Here is a 19,819-nt window from a genome sequence, read left to right on the forward strand (position 1 = left end):
TATGTTGCTAAAATCGATTGCAATTGAAAATTTTCAACAGTATGAAAAGCCTTTTGAACTAACAGGACTTTCTTCCGGTATAAATGTCATTTATGGCGATAATGAGGCAGGAAAATCCACCCTTTTACGTGCATTGAGAGCCATATTATTTGACAGATTTAACGGCATGGGCGCTGATGACTTTGCTGGTTACAAAGGAGGTAGCCCAGAAATTAAGATTAAGTTTGAACTAGTTGGTAACAGTTATACCCTTGAAAAGATATTTTCTAAGAAAAAAGATGGACGAGCCTTATTGACCAATGAAAAGGGTGTTCAATGGACTGGTTCTGAGGCTGAAATTCAGCTAGCTGAACTATTAAAATTCGATAATGTAGAACGAGGGTTAGCCAAATCGGAGCAACAAGGGATTTATGGGGTATTATGGGTTGAGCAAGGTAGCGCCTGGCACCAAGTCTCCATATCAAATAACACCAAAGCCAGTCAGACCATCCAAAATGTACTCAGTCATGAATTAACCGATATGCTGAGCCAGGGGAAAGGTGAAATCCTTTTGAACAAATTTACTGATGAACTGAATGAATTTCAAACTGAGAAAGGTGGAAAGCCACGGGGTAAATATAAAGAAAAACTGGATGCCAAAGTTGTTGCTGAACAAAAATTGGAAGACCTGATAAATGAATTAAATACCTACCAGAAAAAAGTGGATAAACTATCTGACTATCAACAGGAACTGACCTCTCTAGTTGAGGATAAGATTGAAGAAAATGACAAAGAACAACTTGAACAAGCACAAAAGCATTTAAAGCATGTGGAAGAAGTTAATAAAGAATATGAACAATGTAAGCAAGATCTGAAACTCACTGTACTTAAGCATCAAACTGCTGAAACTGCCTTAGGTGAACGAAGTAAACTAATTGATAATCTGGATAAAGAAACCAAAAGCCATGATGCCTTTCTGTCACAGATCAAAGAATTAGAAGCTGAAACTAATCAGCTCAAAAAAAATTTGGACACTGCCCAAAAAGCTTTGGCTACAGCTCGTAAAAAACATGAGCAAAGTCAGTTAGCTATAAAAAAAGCCAGGGATTATCAAAAACTGGTCGGAGTTCAAAGTCATATCAAACGCATTGATGAGCAACTTAAAAAAATACAAGCACTGAATAGTGACATTACAATAAAACAGAACAATCTATCACAAATACAACTAGATGCTATCGCCTTAAAAAATCTCAAACAGCTTACTGAACAAGTTAGTTCACTGCAAATGAAGTTTGACACTATAGCCACCCGAATTGAATATTCAATTAAAAATGATTCAGTGAAAATAAATGATCAATCTGTTGCTGGTAAGGGGGAATTACTTATTTCCAATAAGTCGACAATAACTTTTGGTAATAGTCATATTTTCATTATCCCTGGTGGAGAAGAACTAAGTGCGGTACAAACAAAATTAGAAGAAGCAAAGATACAGCTCTCTGCTGCTTTTGAACAATACCAGATTACTTCAATGACTGAAGCAGAGGATCTGCTAGATAAGAAAAATTCCCTTTCAAATGAAATCACCTCACTAAAAACCCAAATTGATGTTCTTGCGTCTAACGGTATCGAATCATTAGAACAAGAATTAACTGAGAACCAATTAGAGGAAACGAGTTTAAAAAAACTATTGGGCGAATCAGCGCATGTTTCTATAGAAATAGCCGAAAAACAGGAAGAAATATCTTCTAACGAACTCACTAATTGCAGCGATAATGAACGACTAGCACATGATCAGTTTCTAATAAAAGATGCTGCGCTTAAACATGCAAAAACAGCATTATCAACAACAAAAGAAATTTTGACTGCAATTAATAATAAACTGGACGCAGCACGAAATGATCATTCAGATAAAGAACTGAAAAGTGCTGAACAGTCTATCGCTAAAGAAAAGCAACAGCTAAAGAACAAACTGGAGTCTTTTGAAAGTACTTTAAAAGACCTCGATCATGAGGGTGCTGTGTCTGAAGTCGAGAGACGCCAGGGCGTTTTAAATTCTACTAAAAACAGAATTACTGAACTAAAGCAACAAGTTAGAGATATAACTATTGAACTGCAAACGAGTGGCCATCGAGGACTTGCTGAAGAAAAAGAGCAAGCTGAACAGGAGCTAAAAGACATTAGCAAAGAAGTCGAACGACTAGGTATGCACGTTGGTTCATTAAACTTATTGTGCCAACTGATAAAAGAGAACATCCAATCCGCCAAAGAAATGCTGGTTAAGCCTTTAACAGAGTCTATGACACCCTATTTAAAAATTTTATTTCCTGACTCAGAACCAGTAATCGATGAAGAGTTTTCACTTCAACATATATTGAGAAATGGTGTTAGAGAACCGTTTGAAAATTTAAGTATAGGTACTCGCGAGCAGCTTGCCATTTTGTTACGGTTAGCCTATGCAGACTTACTGGCAGAAAAAGGGGCTTCTGTGCCAGTAATTCTCGATGACGCATTAGTTAATTCTGATGATCTCAGACGCGAGAAAATGAAACAAATTTTACACCGTGCATCTAAAAAGCATCAAATAATACTCTTAACATGTCATGGCAATGACTATCGTGATTGCGGTGGAACATTCCTAAGTATTTAGCTTTTTAATCCTCTAAACAAACTAAAACCACATCCAATAATCTGGGCTTGCATCTCCCTGGAACCAACACGAATGTCAGCCCAATCCTCATTAAGTGCGATTAACTCAAACTGATGAGTCTCTTTGGAGGCCGATAATTGCTTATACTTGCGAACAATTACTTCCTGATCCCCTTCCATCAAGGCCACTACAAAATCACCAGGTTTGGGGCTTGTATCTGGATCTACGATGATGACATCATTAATCCGAAACTCGGGCATCATGCTTTCATCTTTAACCTGCAATGCAAAAGCATTTTTTCCAATGCTATCACTAACAGCTGTGCTCACAGGAATAAACTCAACTTTTGTATCAACATCCTCCTTAATTTTCTGGATGAATGCAGCGGGATCAATTGCTTGTTTATAATCTAAGACAGGAATCAATGCCCCCATGCCAAGGGATTTTGTCATCTTCCCTTCGCGGTTATCAGTTAAGCACATTAAATAAGAAGCAGAAACTTCAAGCGCATCAGCTAACATTTTAATTTCTGTTGGACCAGGGGTACGGTCCCCTCTTTCATAATTATTAATACGTGAAATTTTCAAGTCACTGGTCAACTCAGCCAATGCCTTTCTCGTCAATCCTTTGGCCTTTCGTTCAGTCATTATTCTTTGGCCGATTTTTTCTTTGATGTTCATACCCATTCCACGTTTTTGGTTAATAAATTAATCCATTTACATATTGACTATAGCTCAATATGTGTTATTTTGGGATTTATAAATACTCATTTTGAGTAGTTAAGCTCGTTAAGAGCTATTTAACAGCATTTAGTTCTCAAAATGGTATCACATGTTTCATTGAGCGCTAAGACTTTAGTTAAGGAATAACGGATTATTTATGTACTTTACAGTGAATGACAAGGAACTGGATGCGCTCTGTGGGCTTTCATATATCCAGCAAATTACCTACTTAAGAGGGATTCGGCCCTACATGGATCGCAATACTTTCATAGTAGGGATCAAGCGGCGTATTAGTTACCAATCACTGGCTGAGGTACTTTATATTGAACCCCATCAAGGCATTACAGAATCTGGAAGTCCTAGCCGTCAGCAAATTCGCCGAGCCGTTAAAGGGCTTGAACGCTCAGGTCTTATAGTTATTCAGTCTTTCGATAAACATCTTATTTTAAAATGTCTTTTAGCGGATATCAGTTATTGTGTCCAAAATAAACCCGGCACAAACCCGACACAGCAAGCCGACATAAAGCCGCATCCGAAACTCCCTATAAACACAGGTTATTCTGAGGGTGTGGGAGCAAAAGCCGACACAGATGAAATCCTAAAAGCCGACACACCTCTAATAAAAGAAAATAATTATATTTATTTATTACAACGCTTCGACCATTTCTGGCGTATGTACCCCGAGAAAAAGTCACGTGAACGTGCCTTTGAAATCTTTAAACAAATCAATCCAGATGAGCCTTTACTGCAAAGCATGCTGCAAGCCCTGGATCAACAAATCAAAACCCGTACAGCAAAAGAAGCCCATGGGGAATGGGTTCCAGCATGGAAATTTCCAGCCAACTGGTTGTCTCAAAAATGCTGGGAAGATGAGGTCAAAATCGAATTAACGCAGGAGAAAAGGAATGAGAAGTGCGGCACAAATACTAAGAGCGGAGCCATTGATCCATTCTGGAACCCAGAAGCAGGAGACGCAGCAATCACCGATGAAGACGAATACAAGCAGTCAAACGTCATCAACCTGCAATGCTACCGACAGTAGAAAAAAGTGTATTGAAAACTTGTTTACTCGCTTTGCAGTTTACTACGGACATTTGTGGCGCAGTCAGTTCAAGAGTGATGGTTTTTTAGAGTTTGCCAAGAAGGAGTGGCTGGAGGGCCTAAATCAATTCAGTGATGAGATTTTGAATCAGGTCATTATTGATTGCCGAGATCATTGCGAAATGCCTCCTACCCTGCCGCAAATGATTGGCTTTTGTCGTGATATTAAAAGACGAAATTCTTTTAATGTCGTACCAGAAAAATATCAACCAGCCAGCAAAGAAGTGGTTGAAGAGAATATCAGGCAGTGCAAAGCCTATTTATTTAAATAATAGAAGGAGAAGCAATATGTTGGTTTTAACAAGAAAAGTTGGGGAGTCTGTTGTTATCAGTGAGGAAGTTTACTGCACTGTAGTGGGTTATCGTGATGGTGAAGTTCGCCTTGCTTTCGATGCCCCTCAATCGATCCCTGTTCACCGTGATGAAATCCAAAGACGTATTTATCGAGAACGCCAAAAAGATCAATGGTTCAGCGACTCTCCTTCCAATAAGGAAAGCATTGTTGACCGTTTAATTAGCAAATTCAAACACAGCTTGAAGTCAGCTTAAAAACATCGAGGATTATTCGTATGAAAGCACAAGAAGAACAAGGAATAACGGTTAAAGACCGCGCCCGTGAAAAGCTAAGGCGTGATTTGAGTGGCATGATTGAACAGGCGCTAAGTGATCCTAAAACCGTTGAAATCATGCTCAATGCAGATGGCAAGCTTTGGCAGGAACGCCTGGGTGAAACCATGCGTTGTATAGGTAGTATCAATGATGCTCGTGCTGAATCCATCATTAAAACTGTTGCAGGCTTTCATGGTAAGGAAATAACCCGTTTTAATCCGATACTGGAAGGTGAGTTGCCACTGGATGGATCACGTTTTGCAGGGCAGCTGCCACCAGTGGTCTCAAAGCCAACATTTGCAATTCGTAAAAAAGCCATTTCGGTTTTTACACTGGACGACTACGTAAAATCAGAAATTATGACAGAAGCACAATGTGCAGTGATTAAAAAAGCTGTTATTGCACATCGGAACATTCTAGTTATTGGTGGCACGGGTTCTGGGAAAACTACATTAGTGAACGCCATTATCAATGAAATGGTTCGTAGTTCACCATCCGAGCGCGTCTTCATAATTGAAGATACTGGTGAAATTCAATGCACCGCTGAGAACTGCGTTCAATATCACACCACTATTGATGTCAATATGACCCAGCTTTTAAAAACCACTCTTAGGATGCGGCCAGACCGAATCCTTGTTGGTGAAGTTAGAGGAAGTGAAGCACTGGATTTACTCGATGCCTGGAATACTGGTCATGAGGGTGGTGCTGCCACTTTGCATGCCAATAACTGTCTTGCAGGACTTCATCGTTTGAAATCACTAATTACCCGAAACCCCTCTGCCCCAACTGAAATTGAACCTTTAATTGGTGAAACGGTTCATTATGTGGTGCATATCACAAGAACACCGCAAGGACGCAGAATTGAAGAAATCATATCGGTTAAAGGGTATGAAAACGGTCATTACAACATCGAACAACTTATTTAAGGAGAATAGGTATGAACCAAGCAGTTAATATAAATTATCGAAGTCTATGGATGATGGGAGCGATTGTTTTATTGCTTCTGTTAATAACACACCCTGCATGTGCATCTAGTGCAGGTGGAGGATTACCTTTTGACTCGTATCTGACCAAAATACAAAAATCCATAACAGGCCCATTTGCATTTACCGCAGCAATAATTGGTTTGGTTGGCGCGGGAGCCACGCTGATTTTTGGTGGTGAAATGAATGGCTTTTTGCGAACCCTTCTCTTTATTGTACTGGTGCTTTCATTCTTGGTTGCAGCACAAAATACCATGACAGCAATTACAGGCAAAGGAGCCGAAATTGCTAAACCTTTAGTCTCAAAAATAGCTATGGAGACACAGCCATGAGTCTTCGCACCATTCCTATACGCAGATGTGGTAACCGCCCAAGTCTTTTTATGGGTGGTGACCGCGAGCTGGTTATGTTCTCAGGTTTACTCTCAGCAATTTTAGTATTCGCAGCTCAGGATTGGCTTGCCGCTATTTTTGGTTTTGCCCTTTGGTTTTTATCTTTAAAAGGTCTAAGGCTTATGGCAAAGGCTGATCCTTATATGAGAGCTGTTTATCTAAGGCAAAGAGGCTATCAGGCATATTACCCAGCTCGTTCAACCCCTTTTCGTAATAATAAAGGGGGTTATTTATGATTGAGTTCATTACCTTTTTAATCAGTATTACGGGGCTATTGCTATTAAGTATTTTGTTTAGCGCAGCTCAAATTAAAAGTCGTAAACACCATGTCAAAAAACATCGAAGTCGTACAGCAGGATTGGTTGATTTACTGAATTATGCTGCAGTTGTCGATGATGGCGTGATTATCGGTAAAAATGGCTCGTTTATGGCAGCCTGGCTTTATCAAGGTGAAGATATAGCCAATACTACCGATGAAGCGCGTGAAATGATGGCTTTTCGAATCAATCAGGCAATGTCCTCTATGGGTAATGGCTGGATGATTCATGTAGATGCCATTAGACGTGCTGCTCCTAGTTACAGTGAGTGCAGTGCTTCATACTTTCCCGATCATGTTTCGAAGGCTGTTGACGAAGAAAGAAGGCAATACTTTGAAAGTATTGGTGCTTTGTATGAAGGCTATTTTGTTATCACACTAACCTGGTATCCACCTGTATTGGCTCAAAAGCGTTTTGTTGAATTGATGTTTGATGATTCAGGGGAGAAATTAAACCACAAAGAAAAAACCCATCAATTAATTGAAACATTCAAGCAATCATGCAGAAACTTTGAATCTCGTACGAGCGCTGCGCTTCACCTCGAAAGGTTAGGCTCAGAAATACTCATCAATGAAAACAATAAAGTCACTCAGGATAACTTTTTAAGACACATTCAATATTGTGTCACAGGGATTAACCACCCTGTAAATCTGCCTAAAAATCCAATTTATCTGGATGCTTTAATAGGCGGTCAGGAATTAATTCCAGGTATTACACCTAAAATTGGCCGAAAGTTCATTCAGTGTGTTGCTATTGAAGGATTCCCCATGGAGTCTTACCCAGGTATTTTAACGCTGTTGACCCAACTGCCTGTGGAGTACCGCTGGAACTCCCGCTTCATATTCATGGATCCGCATGAAGCTGTAGCTCATTTCACCAAGTTCCGTAAAAAATGGAAACAAAAGGTCAGAGGCTTTTTTGACCAAATGTTTAATACCAGCTCCGGGATCGTTGATGAAGATGCGCTAAGTATGGTTAATGACGCGCAAGCAGCCATTGCCGAAACAAATTCAGGAATGGTGGGTCAAGGCTACTATACATCTGTAGTTGTATTAATGGATGAGGATAGAACAAGCGTAGAGAAAGCCGCGCTATTTATCGAAAAGAATATCAATGCGTTAGGCTTTAGCGCCCGGACAGAAACCATTAATACCATGGATGCCTACATGGGCAGCCTACCGGGCCATGGTGTTGAAAACATCAGACGACCTCTAATGAATACCATGAATCTGGCGGACTTGTTGCCAACATCCAGCATTTGGACTGGTGAAAATAAAGCGCCTTGCCCACTGTTTCCCCCTCAATCACCGCCTTTGCTGCACTGTGTCACTAGCGGTAATGCGCCATTTCGTCTGAATCTTCATGTCAGAGACTTAGGCCATGGCATTATGTTTGGTCCCACACGCTCTGGTAAATCAACCCATCTTGGTTTATTAGCATTATCCTGGCGTCGATATAAAGATGCACGTATTTATTCTTTTGATAAAGGTATGTCTATGTATCCAACCTGTAAAGCAACAGGTGGGGAGCATTTCACCATCGCAGGTAAAGATTCACGCCTTGCCTTTGCGCCTTTGCAGTTTTTAGAAACTAAAGCAGATCGGGCTTGGGCTATGGAGTGGATTGATACGATTCTAGCTTTGAATGGTTTGAATACCACACCAGCTCAGCGCAATGAAATCGGCCATGCAATTCTAAGCATGCACCAAAGTGGCTCTAAAACCTTATCTGAATTTGTCATGACGATTCAGGATGAACCCATTAGAGAAACGTTAAAGCAGTACACCATAGATGGGTTAATGGGGCATTTATTGGATGCAGAAAGTGATGGGCTTGGTTTGTCTTCCTTTATGACCTTTGAAATCGAGCATTTAATGGGTTTAGGTGAAAAATTTGCATTGCCTGTTTTACTTTATCTCTTTAGGCGTATTGAAACTTCATTAGATGGTCGTCCCACTCTAATCTTGCTTGATGAAGCCTGGTTAATGCTGGCGCATCCTGTGTTTAAAAACAAGATTGCTGAATGGCTTGATTCCATGGCTAAGAAAAACTGTGTGGTGTTTATGGCAACGCAACATTTATCTCATGCCGCCAACTCTGGAATCTTAGATATTATTGTTGAATCAACCGCCACCAAAATCTTTTTACCCAATCTGTATGCAAGAGATCCTGAGACCCGACTTATTTATGAGCGCATGGGCTTAAATCCACGCCAGATAGACATCATAGCATCTGCTCAACCCAAGCGTGATTACTACTATGTCAGTGAAAAAGGGCAGCGCCTTTATCAATTGGCGTTAGGCCCTTATGCCTTGGCGTTTGTAGGTGCAACAGATCCTGATTCGATTGCGCGTATGAAGCAATTAGAGTCGAAGTATGAAGATGAGTGGGTCTCTCAATGGCTTTCAGAGAAAGGTATTCGCATGAATCATTACGGAGAAGCAGCATGAAAAAAAGTGTAACAAATAACCCCTACTTCAACGCCAGACGAGCATGGAATGTTCATACGGCAGGACTTATGAAATCACTACAAGTTTGGCAATTGGTAGGATTAGGTAGCCTGTTAATCGCATTGGCAGCAGTTGGTGGACTCATTGCGATAGGTAGCCAATCCAAATTTATCCCTTTGGTGTTTCAACAAGATGCCAATGGCAATACCTTATCAGTTACCCGTGCTGATAAGGTTGGTGACGCAAGCATTGACGATTATCGTGCTGCAGCTGCCCATTTTATTGAAAACGTTCGCATGGTAAGCCTTGATACGGAACTGCAAAAGAAGGCAGTTTTTCAAGTGTATTCCTATTTAAATGTCAATGATGCAGCTTTAGCTAAGATTCAAGAGTTCTACAGTGACAAACAGCAATCCAATCCCTTTGAAAGAGCTGCCTTTGAGATTGTGAGCATAGACATTCGCTCAGTACTTCAAGAGTCGGATGAGACCTGGCAAGTCGACTGGATTGAAACGGTGAGAAATCGTGATGGGTCGCTTAAAGAAAAGCCTCGCATGATGAAAGCGATGATTACGATGTATCAGGAGAATGAAATCAAGGATGCCACCAGTGAGTCCATTTTGAAAAATCCCCACCTGATTTATGTGCGTGATTTTAACTGGTCATACGAATTAAAGCATGGAGAACAACAATGAAAAGAATAATGCAGCTATTTTTTTTATTAACACCGCTCACAAGTTTTGCATTAGATAACACTATTCTGGCCGAGCATTATTTTTCGGATACTGTACCCAAGCTATCGAGTCAGGAAAAACAAGGTTTAGATATTGCAGAGCGTACACAAAAAGGAGAAAAAACAAGTATACCCTTTGCATCAAGCGATGGTTCAGTCAGTTTTATTTATGGATCAGGTCAAATCAGGGTAGTTTGTGCGCCTTTACAAGTGTGTGATATTGCCCTCCAACCAGGAGAGCAGTTTAACGACATGAACGTTGGTGACCCACGCTTTGTCGTTGAACCATCCATCACGGGATCTGGGGCTATGCAACAAATCCATCTGCTCATAAAACCTAAAGATGTAGGCCTTGATTCTTCTTTGGTAGTCACTACAGACAGAAGAACGTATCACTTTAGATTAAAGTCAGATAGAACCGAATTTATGCCTTACATTTCATTTACTTATCCTGATGAGGCAAAAGCCAAATGGCAGTTACTACAACGCATCCAGGCTGAAAGACGAAAAGTAGATACCTTACCAGAAACCAATGAATATCTAGGTGATCTTAACTTCAATTATCGCATTCAAGGCAATGCCCGATTTAAGCCTGTTAGAGTATATAACAATGGCGTCAAAACGATTATTGAGATGCCAAAAACCATGGCTCAAAGTGAAGCGCCTGCGCTGCTCGTTTTAAGAAGTCGAGGGCTATTTAAAAAATCAGAGTCCGTCATGGTCAATTATCGCCTCCAGGGTTGTCGTTACATCGTGGATGGTGTTTTTGATAAAGCCATATTGGTTATCGGTAGCGGTTCCTCTCAAGAAAAAATTACGATTACAAGGTGCTGAAGATGAAAGAACTAAGTGTTTTATTGGCTGCCGTCTTGTTATCAAGCTGTGCCAGCATGCGTTATGGCAATTTCACCCAAATGCCTCAGGGTAAAGATGCTTATTTGGCGACAGATGCAGCCACTCAATTAACCCGAGTCTATCCCCCTGCTCAAAATACATTTTGTATTGGTCAGGCAGTCAACGATGGCTTTGGCTTAAGTCTTATTCAAAATTTGAGAAAAAAGGGCTATGGCATCAATGAAAATCAATGCCCTAAGAATAAAGCTAATTTTTTCTACGTTCTTGATGAGCTTAAACCTCAAAGTTATCGAGTAAGCCTTTTTGTAGGAATACAAACATTGAGCCGTCTGTATGCAAAAAACAATGAAAATATCATTCCTGTCAGCGCATGGACTCATAAGGAGTAAGAACAATGAATCGAAATAATGATTATTTGTCACCAGACAATTCACCGCAAAAGCTTGAAACCACAGGTGTAAAACGAGTAAATAATGTGCCACTCATGATTGCAATTGGTATTTTAACTCTTTTTGTGGTTCTCATCGCATTGGTTGCCAATAAACGAGCTAATGCGCAAAACCAGCCACCAGAAATAGTGAAGGTTAAAAACTCAAAGAAAAATACCATGAGTCTTGCTAATGACGTGGTAGGAAACCATAAATCAGCAGTAATTCCGCCCCAGAGTGTCACTATAGCTAACAGTGAAACAACCCCTTTGCCCATTCCTGAGCAACTTCCACAAAAAGAAGATACTCTGACACAAGAGGTATCTGAAGCTGAAATCGAGCGTATTCGTCAGGAAAAAACTCAAGAATTTGAAGAGGCTGTCAAAGCTAAGTCATCCGTAATGGTAGATAACCCACGATTGAATAATCGCGACACTACTAAAACTTCCATGAATAGCAATGAGATGACATTAAACATCGACCCTTCATCAGCATTTAAAGAGCAGCTCGCATTATTACAAGGAAGACAGGCCAAACCTATGCCACAAACATTAGGTGGGGAAGAAAATGAAATGCGCTGGCATTTAAATTCAACGTTGCAAAATCCAAACAGTCGATACGAACTAAGAGCTGGCAGCGTGATTCCAGGGGTAATGATTAGCGGTATTTCATCAGAATTACCAGGTCAAATCATCGCTCAAGTATCACAAAACGTATATGACACCGCTACCGGAAAATATCTTTTAATACCCCAAGGCACCAAGATATTGGGGCTTTATTCCAGTGATGTCCCTTTTGGTCAGTCTTCCGTATTAGTGGCGTGGCAACGTCTGGTGTTTCCAGACAGTAAAGCTCTGGATATCGGCTCTATGCCCGGTGCTGATAGTGCTGGATATGGTGGTTTTCGCGATCAGGTAGATCACCATTATGCGCGAATTTATGGTTCAGCGCTTTTAATGTCAGGCATTATTGCGGGTATTACTTATAGCCAAAATACAAATCAATCTAACCAATTGGGTTACGCCCAGCCCACAGCTGGCAGTGTCATGAGTCAGGCTCTAGGACAACAGTTGGGCGAGGTTACTTCACAACTGGTTTCAAAAAACCTAAATGTGTCTCCGACTATCAATGTCCGTCCAGGTTATCGTTTCAATATCATCGTAGTGAAAGATTTAACGTTTAAACAACCATATAAGCAATTTGCTTATCAATGAAGGAGAGCATTATGAAATTTAAATCCATGATTATTTATTGCTTTGCTTTACCAATATTCGCGGGTGGTGCGCCTGTGTTTGACATTGCGAACTGGATTCAAAATGGAAAAATGATTGCAACTCAGCTTAGCGAGTATAAAACGCAAGTCGATCAATACAAAAATCAGATGGATCAATATCAAAACATGTTAGACAACACCAAATCACTGACTTCCTTTGAATGGGATAATGCCAACTCGGTTATTAATAATTTGCTTGAGTCGACTGATACCATTGATTACTACAAGCAGGAAGCTGGCAGCCTCCAAGGGTATCTTGACCGATTCCAAAGTCAGGAATACTACCAAAAGACCCCGTGTTTTAATGGCACGGGTCAATGTTCTGCTGAAGAACTTAGAAAAATCAAACAAAGCAGATTAGCGGCTTCTGTTGCTGAAAAACGCTCCAATGATGCCATGCTCAAAGGGATTGATAAACAACAACAGAGCTTAAAAAATGATTCTGCAAAGCTGCGTACGTTGCAATCTCAAGCACAAAGTGCTGCAGGCCAAAAACAGGCTCTTCAAGCCGCTTCTCAATTAGCAAGTAATCAATCCCATCAATTACTTCAAATCAGAGGCGTGTTATTGGCGCAACAGAATGCCCAGGCAGTCAAAGATGCGGCGAATGCCAACAAAGAAGCAATACAGACTGCAGGAGATGAGCATTTCAGATCAGGGGCATACCATAAAAGCTCAGGGAAAAAATGGTAATCCATCATAAAAAGGAGAGGAAAATGAAAGTTATATGTTTATCAATTTTGGTTCTTACTTGTGTGCTGTCAGGTTGCGACAGTGCTGAAACTACAGCTCAAAAAAAGGCTGAACATTTGGCTTCTCTAACATGCGGCAGTTCAAGAGAGGGTCGAACTAAAGAAGAACTCCAAGCGATTGGTGATGCGTGTTTCCGTGGTGGTAGCTATTCCAAAAGCTCTGGCAAGAAGTGGTGATGGTATGAATAAAAAAATAGCTCCTTACTTTATCCTTTTCTGTTTACTTGGGTTTTCTGCTTGTTGCCATGCTCAGGGGCATGGCATGGATAGTCGTGACTTACTGGATAATATTTTACAACGGTTTGCCAGCACATCCGCGCTATGGAGCAAAACCATGTTGAGTTACGCAAGATATTTGTTCTGGTCTTTGGCCTCAATCAGTATGGTGTGGACTTACGGCTTGATGGCATTGCGAAGAGCAGACATTCAAGAATTCTTGAGCGAAACAGTACGGTTTTTTGTGGTTGTCGGTTTTTTCTATTGGATTTTAGACAATGGACCTGCAATTGCAAAAGCGATAATAGACTCCATGCGGCAACTTGCAGCCAAAGCTTCTGGGATTAATGAGCATGTCTCTCCTTCTGATATTGTGGATGTTGGGTTTGATATTGTTTCAAAAGCCATAGACAGCTCATCCATCTGGTCTCCTGCAGCAACTACAGTAGGATTACTCGTTGCAGGGGTTATTCTGATTATATTGGCTTTAGTCAGTATCAATATGCTCATTATCTTAATCACCGCATGGATTTTAACTTATGGTGGCATTGTTTTATTAGGGTTTGGCGGTGGCCGTTGGACTCAGGACATTGCAATTAACTACTACAAAACTGTGTTGGGGATTGCATTACAAGCTTTTGCCATGATTTTAATTATTGGTATTGGCAAATCCTTTGTAGATCAATATTACGCTGCAATGTCTGAAAACATCATGCTTAAAGAAATGTTTGTCATGCTGGTAGTTGCCGTACTGTTACTGGTTCTTATTGATAAAATTCCACCTGCTTTAGCAGGCATTGTATCAGGAGGTGGTTCTGGTGGTGGCGGTGGGCTCGGTCTGGGTGGTGCTATGGGAGCTGCTGGAATAGCTGGGGCTGCCATGGCGGGGGCTGCAGGTAGTGTACTTGCCCAAAGCGGTGGTGGATTATCCGCACTCAATGCGGCATTTAAAGCAGCCAGCCAATCAACCAACTCTGGCGATACAAGTTTTGTGTCAGGGATGGATAAAGGCTCTAAAACCGGTGGTTTAGCCGAAGCCATGGGAACAGCTGCCAAATTTGCAGGTTCTTTTGGTTCCCATTTAGCATCAGGTACTATGGATGTGGCTCGTGAAAAAGCAAACTCGGTTAAAGAGGCCATTGCTGAAAAAATTGCTGACACAACGGGTGGGAAAATTGCTGAGGCAATTCAGAACAAGGTAGATTCACCTGCTTCTGAATCGCAAGAATCCAACACACAAAATATTCTGTCTATGGGTACTCCTGGAGGTAGCTTTAGTTCAGGAACTGATACATCAGATGAAGTCAGTCAGTTTGTGAACCAAAGGGCATCGGGAGAGAGCCAATGAGCCAAAACAAACTGAATAAAGCCATAGGCCCTCAAGTCAGAGACAAAAATCCTGGCAAGGCAAATAAAACGCATACCTGGTTAGTGATTTGTTCTTTTTTAATCAGCATACAAATTGGCACGCAGTTTTTCGCACATCAATTTCACTATGCTGATGTCTTGGGGACTTCATTCGCTCATATTTATATGCCTTGGCAGATTTTTAATTGGGCTATTAAATATCAATCTTATTACCCAGATTCTTTCAATGCTGCCTTTGGTCTGATTGTCATGATTGACTGTCTCTTTTTAATGATGATCGTGTTGGCTTCCAAATATTTTAAAAAGAACAATGTGAGTGATTACCTCCATGGTTCAGCCAGATGGGCTAATTGGGAAGACTTAAACAGTGCGAGCCTCATTGGACATGATGAAGGAGTTTATGTTGGGGCATTTGAAGATGACAAAGGTGAGATTCATTATTTGCGCCACAATGGACCTGAGCATGTTTTAACCTATGCACCAACACGCTCAGGGAAAGGAGTTGGTCTAGTGATCCCTTCCCTTCTATCCTGGAAACAATCTTGCGTCATTACCGATTTAAAAGGCGAACTTTGGGCAATGACTGCTGGATGGCGGCAGAAACATGCTAACAACAAAGTCATTCGATTTGAGCCTGCAACGTTAAAAGGAAGTGCACGCTGGAACCCACTAAATGAAATCAGAGTCGGTACTGAATCAGAGGTCGGCGACGTACAAAATTTGGCAACACTTGTAGTTGATCCCGATGGTAAAGGATTGGAAACGCACTGGCAGAAAACTTCTCAAGCCCTTTTGGTTGGTTTTATTCTGCATGCGATTTATAAACTGAACAACCAGGGAGAACCAGCCACATTTCCCAATATTGACCGTATGCTGGTGGATCCCAATATTAATATTGCCGACCTGCTTATTGAAATGACGCAATACCCACATATTGAGGGCAAAACCCATCCTGTTATTTCAGCCTCTGCACGTGACATGATAGACCGACCCGAAGAAGAAGCAGGATCTGTATTATCTACTTTAAAATCTTATTTGGCGTTATACCGAGATCCAGTGGTAGCACATAACGTCTCTGCCTCTGATTTTTGTATTCGAGATTTGATGAACCATGAAAATCCCGTGAGCCTCTATATTGTTACTCAACCTAATGACAAGGCCAGGCTTCAACCTCTGGTTAGAGTCATGATTAATATGATAGTGAGACTATTAGCTGACAAAATGGAATTTGAGCGTGTATCCGATGACAAAGGATTATCTTATGTAAGCGCTAAAAAAACGTATAAACATCGACTGCTTTGCATGATTGATGAATTTCCAAGCCTTGGAAAACTCGATATTCTACAAGAGTCATTAGCCTTTGTTGCAGGTTATGGTTTAAAGTTTTACTTAATTTGCCAGGACATTAATCAGCTTAAAAGCCGTGAACGTGGCTATGGCCCTGATGAGACCATTACTTCTAATTGCCATATCCAAAATGCTTACCCACCCAACCGAGTTGAAACGGCAGAACATCTTTCCAAGCTGACAGGTCAAACGACGATTGTTAAAGAACACATCACCACCAGCGGTAAACGTTTTTCTACGTTCTTAAATCAAATATCAAAAACCATTCAGGAAATTTCGAGACCACTTTTAACCGTTGATGAGTGTCTGCGTATGCCTGGGCCTAAAAAGGATTCAAATGGTTTAATTGTTGAAGCAGGCGACATGGTTGTTTATGCAGCGGGCTTTCCTGCAATTTATGGTAAACAGCCGCTTTATTTTAAAGATCCAGTGTTCATGGCTAGAGCCTCTGTAGAGGCACCTATTCACTCAGATATTTTACGTGTTCGTTTAAGTGAAGACGAGGTGATCCGGTTATGAAAAAACTGTCCATCATCATCGCTGTTGTTTTGATAAGTACTATTGCTGCAGGCTCATTATTCCATTCTATGGGATTTAGGATAAATCTTACTGAATCCATTCCTGTAGGCTTATATCGCATCACCGGTGCAGAGCCGCTAAAAAATGCTTATGTGATTTTTTGCCCAGATGATAGGCAAACTTTCAGATTAGCCAAGAACAGAAGTTATATAGACCATGGTCTTTATTGTAATGGATATGGCTATTTAATGAAAAAAGTGGTGGCTGTATCTGGCGATATCCTCTCTGTGACAAATGAAGGAGTTTTTGTAAATCAAATGCTAATTCCTTATTCAAAACCAAAATTACAGGATGGGATGAACCGCGCTTTACCTCAATGGCAGGTAATGAATTATCAACTTCAAGAAGATGAAATCATGACGATGACCAGTCAAAGCGAATGGTCATTCGATGGTCGATATTATGGTCTTGTTCACACAAGACAAATCAAGGGAATGATCACACCCATATGGGTAATTAATAAACGGGAGCAAACCACATGAGTCATGAAACCGAGTTAATGGATGTGATTTCAGAAAAGTTCGAGGATTTAGTAATCCCTGGCTTTCTTGTCGAGGTCAGTCCGATAGAAGCAGACATCATGGGTGCATTTTTTGAAGATGCACTCAATGAAGAAGACGCGATGGAGGCTATTTATGACTAAAATGCCTTACCATCAAGTCGTTGCCAATCAAATTATTGAAGGCCTGAAAGCAGGAGCAGCTCCCTGGCTAAAACCCTGGGAACCAGGCACAGGTAATGGTCAAGTTCCTTATAATCCAATAACAGGCAAACGTTATCGTGGGATTAATGCATTTTATTTAATGCTGAATCAGAGTGATGACAATCGCTGGTTAACCTACAAACAAGCACAAAGCATGGATGCTCAAGTACGCAAGGGAGAAAAAGGCACGACGATTCAATACTGGAAATTTCATGAAGAACAAATCAAACAAGATGATGCTGGTAAACCTGTGCTTGATGAGCAAGGTAATCCATTAAAAGTGCAGGTGAATCTTGAACGACCCAAGGTGTTTTATGCAACAGTATTTCATGCCTCACAGATTGATAATATGCCCAAACTCATTACAAAAGAGCCGGATTGGTCCTTAATTGAAAGAGCAGAAAAACTACTGCTCAACTCTGGCGCCACCATTACTCATTCTGAAGCGGACAGAGCATTTTACAGATTATCGACTGATAGCATTCATCTTCCACCAAAAGAGCAATTTAAATCTGCAGCAAACTATTATGCCACTGCCCTGCATGAGCTTGGACATTGGAGCGGTCATCCTTCAAGACTGGATAGAGATTTAGGTCATCCCTTTGGTTCAGATGCCTACGCCAAAGAAGAATTGAGAGCAGAAATTGCAAGTATGCTTTTAGGTGCAGAGCTTGGTATAGGCCATGACCCTTCTCAGCACACGGCATATATCAAATCGTGGATTCAAGTTCTGGAAGATGAACCTTTAGAAATATTCAGAGCATCTGCAGATGCAGAGAAAATTGTTAGTCACCTGTGTGCTTTTGAGCAAACCCAAGACATTCAACTATCAGAACTTATTGAAATCAAAAATGAGAAACTTAAAGAGGTAGCCGTTATGACGTCTGAAAACATCACTTCTGAAAAGGTCTGGTTAAGCATCCCCTTCAAACAGAAAGAGAGTGCTAAATCCACAATAGGAAAACTCCCTGATGGAACACCAGGTATTGCCTGGGATAAAGTTCAAAAATGTTGGTATGCAAACCCTGGTGTTCCTATTGAGAAAATCAAAGCCTGGCTTCCTGAAAATCAAGTACTGACTCAGGATAAAGCGCTTATACCTGAAGATGAATTTAAGGCGGCATTGATGAGTCTTGGTGCTATTGTTTCAGGTGGTCATCCAATTATGGATGGTAAACCTCATCGCATAGCTACAGAGGGTGATAAAAACGGTGAAAAGGCAGGATTTTATGTAGCCCATTTAGATGGTATTCCGGCTGGATATATTAAAAATAATCGAACTGGTACGGAGCTTAATTGGAAATGTAAGGGTTACATTTTAACTGATGAACAAAAGATAACATTCAAAGCAGAGGCACTTGAGCATCAACAGACTCGCCAACGTGAGCTTGAGGCTAAACAAAAAAGTACAGCATTGAGACTGCAAGAAAAATTATCCATGATGGCAGAGATTGTAGAACCCACACCTTATATGCAGACCAAGGGTATTGAAGTTCATTCTGGCTTATATACCGATGAAGAAAGAAAACTAACATGTATTCCTGCAACAGATTGCGAAGGAACACTTTGGACTGTTCAGTACATTTCCGAAGATGGAACTAAGCGCTTTGCAAAAGACTCAAAAAAGGAAGGCTGTTTTCATGTATTGGGTGGCCTAGAAAAGCTTTCAGGAACACCTGTCATTGTTATTGCTGAAGGTTATGCTACAGCTGCAACTATAAAAGATGCAACCGGACTACCTGTTGTTGTCTCTGCCTTTGATTCCGGTAATCTCAAACCAGTCGCTAAAGCGCTACATGATAAATATCCCAATACTCCAATTATTGTGGCTGCAGATGATGACAAACACCTTGAGTTAACAAAGGGTATTAACCCTGGGAAAGAAAAAGGAAAAGAGGCAGCAGATTCAGTTAATGGATTCATCATTCTACCGACCTTTGCTCCAGGAGAGCAGTTATCAAACCCTCGACAGTTTAGCGATTTTAATGATCTGGCTAACAACAGTAAGCTTGGACTCGAAGGAATAAAACGGCAGCTAAAATCAAAAATTGATAGTGTTGTTAAGCAAAACAGCCGCTTGGAATTAACGCAAAAGACTAATGTGGTTCGTATCGCTTAGATTCAATTGAATATGGCAGCAGTTGACAGGTTCAAATGTTGCCAGTATCAACTCCTCTCTTTATATTGTAATTTCTAAATTTCTTATTGTATACTTCCGCCAGGTTTGTCGACATCCCTGGTTATGAGTGGCCAAAAAACGATTTTCAAAAAACGTAACCTGTTTTGTAGTTAATCTTTATTAACTGCTGGCAGTTTTCCTTAAACACTCATGAAAACAAAATTAAGCCCAGCGTATTTAATAAGG

Annotated in this window: 20 protein-coding genes; 19 read left to right on the forward strand and 1 reads right to left on the reverse strand. The window is 40.7% G+C overall.

What is annotated here, in order from left to right:
* The first annotated feature begins 1 nt into the window (after position 1).
* Positions 2-2,626, forward strand: a complete 2,625-nt coding sequence (locus tag ELY21_RS10880; protein ID WP_127109441.1) for an AAA family ATPase — start codon at positions 2-4, stop codon at positions 2,624-2,626.
* Here the strand turns inward: ELY21_RS10880 and ELY21_RS10885 are convergent.
* The gene (locus ELY21_RS10885) at positions 2,623-3,306 is read right to left on the reverse strand and encodes an XRE family transcriptional regulator (RefSeq protein ID WP_127109442.1); all 684 of its coding nucleotides are present in this window, start codon (positions 3,304-3,306) and stop codon (positions 2,623-2,625) included. The two genes, ELY21_RS10880 and ELY21_RS10885, sit on opposite strands and share 4 nt — an antisense overlap.
* A 199-nt stretch (positions 3,307-3,505) precedes the next feature.
* Between ELY21_RS10885 and ELY21_RS10890 the strand changes: the two genes are divergently transcribed.
* From ELY21_RS10890 to ELY21_RS10970, 18 genes are read left to right on the forward strand one after another with little or no spacing between them, the layout of a single operon-like run.
* Positions 3,506-4,390, forward strand: a complete 885-nt coding sequence (locus ELY21_RS10890) for a hypothetical protein (protein ID WP_127109444.1) — start codon at positions 3,506-3,508, stop codon at positions 4,388-4,390.
* Positions 4,391-4,409: 19 nt separating this feature from the next.
* Positions 4,410-4,721 carry a Vir protein gene (locus tag ELY21_RS10895; protein WP_127109446.1) on the forward strand — a complete coding sequence of 104 codons (312 nt, stop codon included), beginning with the start codon at positions 4,410-4,412 and terminating at the stop codon, positions 4,719-4,721.
* A 16-nt stretch (positions 4,722-4,737) separates the two neighbouring features.
* Positions 4,738-4,998 (forward strand): carbon storage regulator CsrA, encoded by a 261-nt coding sequence (gene csrA / locus ELY21_RS10900; RefSeq protein ID WP_127109448.1) that lies wholly within the window; start codon positions 4,738-4,740, stop codon positions 4,996-4,998.
* Positions 4,999-5,018: 20 nt separating this feature from the next.
* Entirely contained in the window at positions 5,019-5,984 is a 966-nt protein-coding gene (trbB, locus tag ELY21_RS10905; RefSeq protein ID WP_127109450.1) for a P-type conjugative transfer ATPase TrbB, read from the forward strand.
* An 11-nt stretch (positions 5,985-5,995) separates the two neighbouring features.
* A complete protein-coding gene (locus ELY21_RS10910) occupies positions 5,996-6,373 on the forward strand; it encodes a TrbC/VirB2 family protein (protein ID WP_127109452.1) in 378 nt (125 codons plus the stop codon).
* Positions 6,370-6,669: a conjugal transfer protein TrbD gene (locus ELY21_RS10915; RefSeq protein ID WP_038839093.1), complete on the forward strand. Its 300-nt coding sequence runs from the start codon at positions 6,370-6,372 to the stop codon at positions 6,667-6,669. The genes ELY21_RS10910 and ELY21_RS10915 overlap by 4 nt, the downstream gene beginning before the upstream one ends.
* Positions 6,666-9,200 (forward strand): conjugal transfer protein TrbE, encoded by a 2,535-nt coding sequence (locus tag ELY21_RS10920; protein WP_127109454.1) that lies wholly within the window; start codon positions 6,666-6,668, stop codon positions 9,198-9,200. Before ELY21_RS10915 ends, ELY21_RS10920 begins: the two co-directional genes overlap by 4 nt.
* Positions 9,197-9,895 carry a conjugal transfer protein TrbF gene (locus ELY21_RS10925; RefSeq protein ID WP_127109456.1) on the forward strand — a complete coding sequence of 233 codons (699 nt, stop codon included), beginning with the start codon at positions 9,197-9,199 and terminating at the stop codon, positions 9,893-9,895. Before ELY21_RS10920 ends, ELY21_RS10925 begins: the two co-directional genes overlap by 4 nt.
* On the forward strand, positions 9,892-10,767 hold the full coding sequence (trbG, locus tag ELY21_RS10930) for a P-type conjugative transfer protein TrbG (protein WP_127109458.1): 876 nt from the start codon (positions 9,892-9,894) through the stop codon (positions 10,765-10,767). The genes ELY21_RS10925 and trbG overlap by 4 nt, the downstream gene beginning before the upstream one ends.
* A gap of 2 nt (positions 10,768-10,769) precedes the next feature.
* Complete coding sequence (locus ELY21_RS10935) at positions 10,770-11,177, forward strand: conjugal transfer protein TrbH (RefSeq protein WP_112220353.1); 408 nt, start codon at positions 10,770-10,772, stop codon at positions 11,175-11,177.
* Between the two features lie 5 nt (positions 11,178-11,182).
* Positions 11,183-12,430: a TrbI/VirB10 family protein gene (locus ELY21_RS10940; RefSeq protein ID WP_127109460.1), complete on the forward strand. Its 1,248-nt coding sequence runs from the start codon at positions 11,183-11,185 to the stop codon at positions 12,428-12,430.
* Between the two features lie 11 nt (positions 12,431-12,441).
* On the forward strand, positions 12,442-13,182 hold the full coding sequence (gene trbJ / locus ELY21_RS10945) for a P-type conjugative transfer protein TrbJ (RefSeq protein ID WP_112220351.1): 741 nt from the start codon (positions 12,442-12,444) through the stop codon (positions 13,180-13,182).
* 23 nt (positions 13,183-13,205) lie between these two features.
* Positions 13,206-13,418, forward strand: a complete 213-nt coding sequence (locus ELY21_RS10950; protein WP_112220434.1) for a hypothetical protein — start codon at positions 13,206-13,208, stop codon at positions 13,416-13,418.
* Positions 13,419-13,422: 4 nt separating this feature from the next.
* Complete coding sequence (trbL, locus tag ELY21_RS10955) at positions 13,423-14,805, forward strand: P-type conjugative transfer protein TrbL (RefSeq protein WP_127109462.1); 1,383 nt, start codon at positions 13,423-13,425, stop codon at positions 14,803-14,805.
* A complete protein-coding gene (locus ELY21_RS10960; RefSeq protein ID WP_127109464.1) occupies positions 14,802-16,691 on the forward strand; it encodes a type IV secretory system conjugative DNA transfer family protein in 1,890 nt (629 codons plus the stop codon). The genes trbL and ELY21_RS10960 overlap by 4 nt, the downstream gene beginning before the upstream one ends.
* Entirely contained in the window at positions 16,688-17,233 is a 546-nt protein-coding gene (gene traF, locus ELY21_RS10965) for a conjugative transfer signal peptidase TraF (protein ID WP_127109466.1), read from the forward strand. Before ELY21_RS10960 ends, traF begins: the two co-directional genes overlap by 4 nt.
* On the forward strand, positions 17,230-17,394 hold the full coding sequence (locus ELY21_RS15730) for a hypothetical protein (protein WP_019349995.1): 165 nt from the start codon (positions 17,230-17,232) through the stop codon (positions 17,392-17,394). Before traF ends, ELY21_RS15730 begins: the two co-directional genes overlap by 4 nt.
* Positions 17,387-19,573 carry a zincin-like metallopeptidase domain-containing protein gene (locus ELY21_RS10970; protein ID WP_127109468.1) on the forward strand — a complete coding sequence of 729 codons (2,187 nt, stop codon included), beginning with the start codon at positions 17,387-17,389 and terminating at the stop codon, positions 19,571-19,573. Before ELY21_RS15730 ends, ELY21_RS10970 begins: the two co-directional genes overlap by 8 nt.
* Positions 19,574-19,819 lie beyond the last annotated feature (246 nt).

This window comes from Legionella sp. km535 (assembly GCF_003990085.1).
In the GTDB taxonomy this organism is placed as follows: domain Bacteria; phylum Pseudomonadota; class Gammaproteobacteria; order Legionellales; family Legionellaceae; genus Legionella; species Legionella moravica.

What these genes read in the sequence shown, in the direction of transcription:
- csrA (WP_127109448.1), top strand. Translation starts at nt 4,738, where the DNA reads ATGTTGGTTTTAACAAGAAAAGTTGGGGAGTCTGTTGTTATCAGTGAG.
- ELY21_RS10940 (WP_127109460.1), top strand. Translation starts at nt 11,183, where the DNA reads ATGAATCGAAATAATGATTATTTGTCACCAGACAATTCACCGCAAAAG.
- ELY21_RS15730 (WP_019349995.1), top strand. Translation starts at nt 17,230, where the DNA reads ATGAGTCATGAAACCGAGTTAATGGATGTGATTTCAGAAAAGTTCGAG.
- ELY21_RS10890 (WP_127109444.1), top strand. Translation starts at nt 3,506, where the DNA reads ATGTACTTTACAGTGAATGACAAGGAACTGGATGCGCTCTGTGGGCTT.
- traF (WP_127109466.1), top strand. Translation starts at nt 16,688, where the DNA reads ATGAAAAAACTGTCCATCATCATCGCTGTTGTTTTGATAAGTACTATT.
- ELY21_RS10910 (WP_127109452.1), top strand. Translation starts at nt 5,996, where the DNA reads ATGAACCAAGCAGTTAATATAAATTATCGAAGTCTATGGATGATGGGA.
- ELY21_RS10920 (WP_127109454.1), top strand. Translation starts at nt 6,666, where the DNA reads ATGATTGAGTTCATTACCTTTTTAATCAGTATTACGGGGCTATTGCTA.
- ELY21_RS10925 (WP_127109456.1), top strand. Translation starts at nt 9,197, where the DNA reads ATGAAAAAAAGTGTAACAAATAACCCCTACTTCAACGCCAGACGAGCA.
- ELY21_RS10935 (WP_112220353.1), top strand. Translation starts at nt 10,770, where the DNA reads ATGAAAGAACTAAGTGTTTTATTGGCTGCCGTCTTGTTATCAAGCTGT.
- ELY21_RS10970 (WP_127109468.1), top strand. Translation starts at nt 17,387, where the DNA reads ATGACTAAAATGCCTTACCATCAAGTCGTTGCCAATCAAATTATTGAA.
- ELY21_RS10885 (WP_127109442.1), bottom strand. Translation starts at nt 3,306, where the DNA reads ATGAACATCAAAGAAAAAATCGGCCAAAGAATAATGACTGAACGAAAG.
- trbB (WP_127109450.1), top strand. Translation starts at nt 5,019, where the DNA reads ATGAAAGCACAAGAAGAACAAGGAATAACGGTTAAAGACCGCGCCCGT.
- ELY21_RS10880 (WP_127109441.1), top strand. Translation starts at nt 2, where the DNA reads ATGTTGCTAAAATCGATTGCAATTGAAAATTTTCAACAGTATGAAAAG.
- trbG (WP_127109458.1), top strand. Translation starts at nt 9,892, where the DNA reads ATGAAAAGAATAATGCAGCTATTTTTTTTATTAACACCGCTCACAAGT.
- ELY21_RS10950 (WP_112220434.1), top strand. Translation starts at nt 13,206, where the DNA reads ATGAAAGTTATATGTTTATCAATTTTGGTTCTTACTTGTGTGCTGTCA.
- ELY21_RS10915 (WP_038839093.1), top strand. Translation starts at nt 6,370, where the DNA reads ATGAGTCTTCGCACCATTCCTATACGCAGATGTGGTAACCGCCCAAGT.
- ELY21_RS10960 (WP_127109464.1), top strand. Translation starts at nt 14,802, where the DNA reads ATGAGCCAAAACAAACTGAATAAAGCCATAGGCCCTCAAGTCAGAGAC.
- trbL (WP_127109462.1), top strand. Translation starts at nt 13,423, where the DNA reads ATGAATAAAAAAATAGCTCCTTACTTTATCCTTTTCTGTTTACTTGGG.
- trbJ (WP_112220351.1), top strand. Translation starts at nt 12,442, where the DNA reads ATGAAATTTAAATCCATGATTATTTATTGCTTTGCTTTACCAATATTC.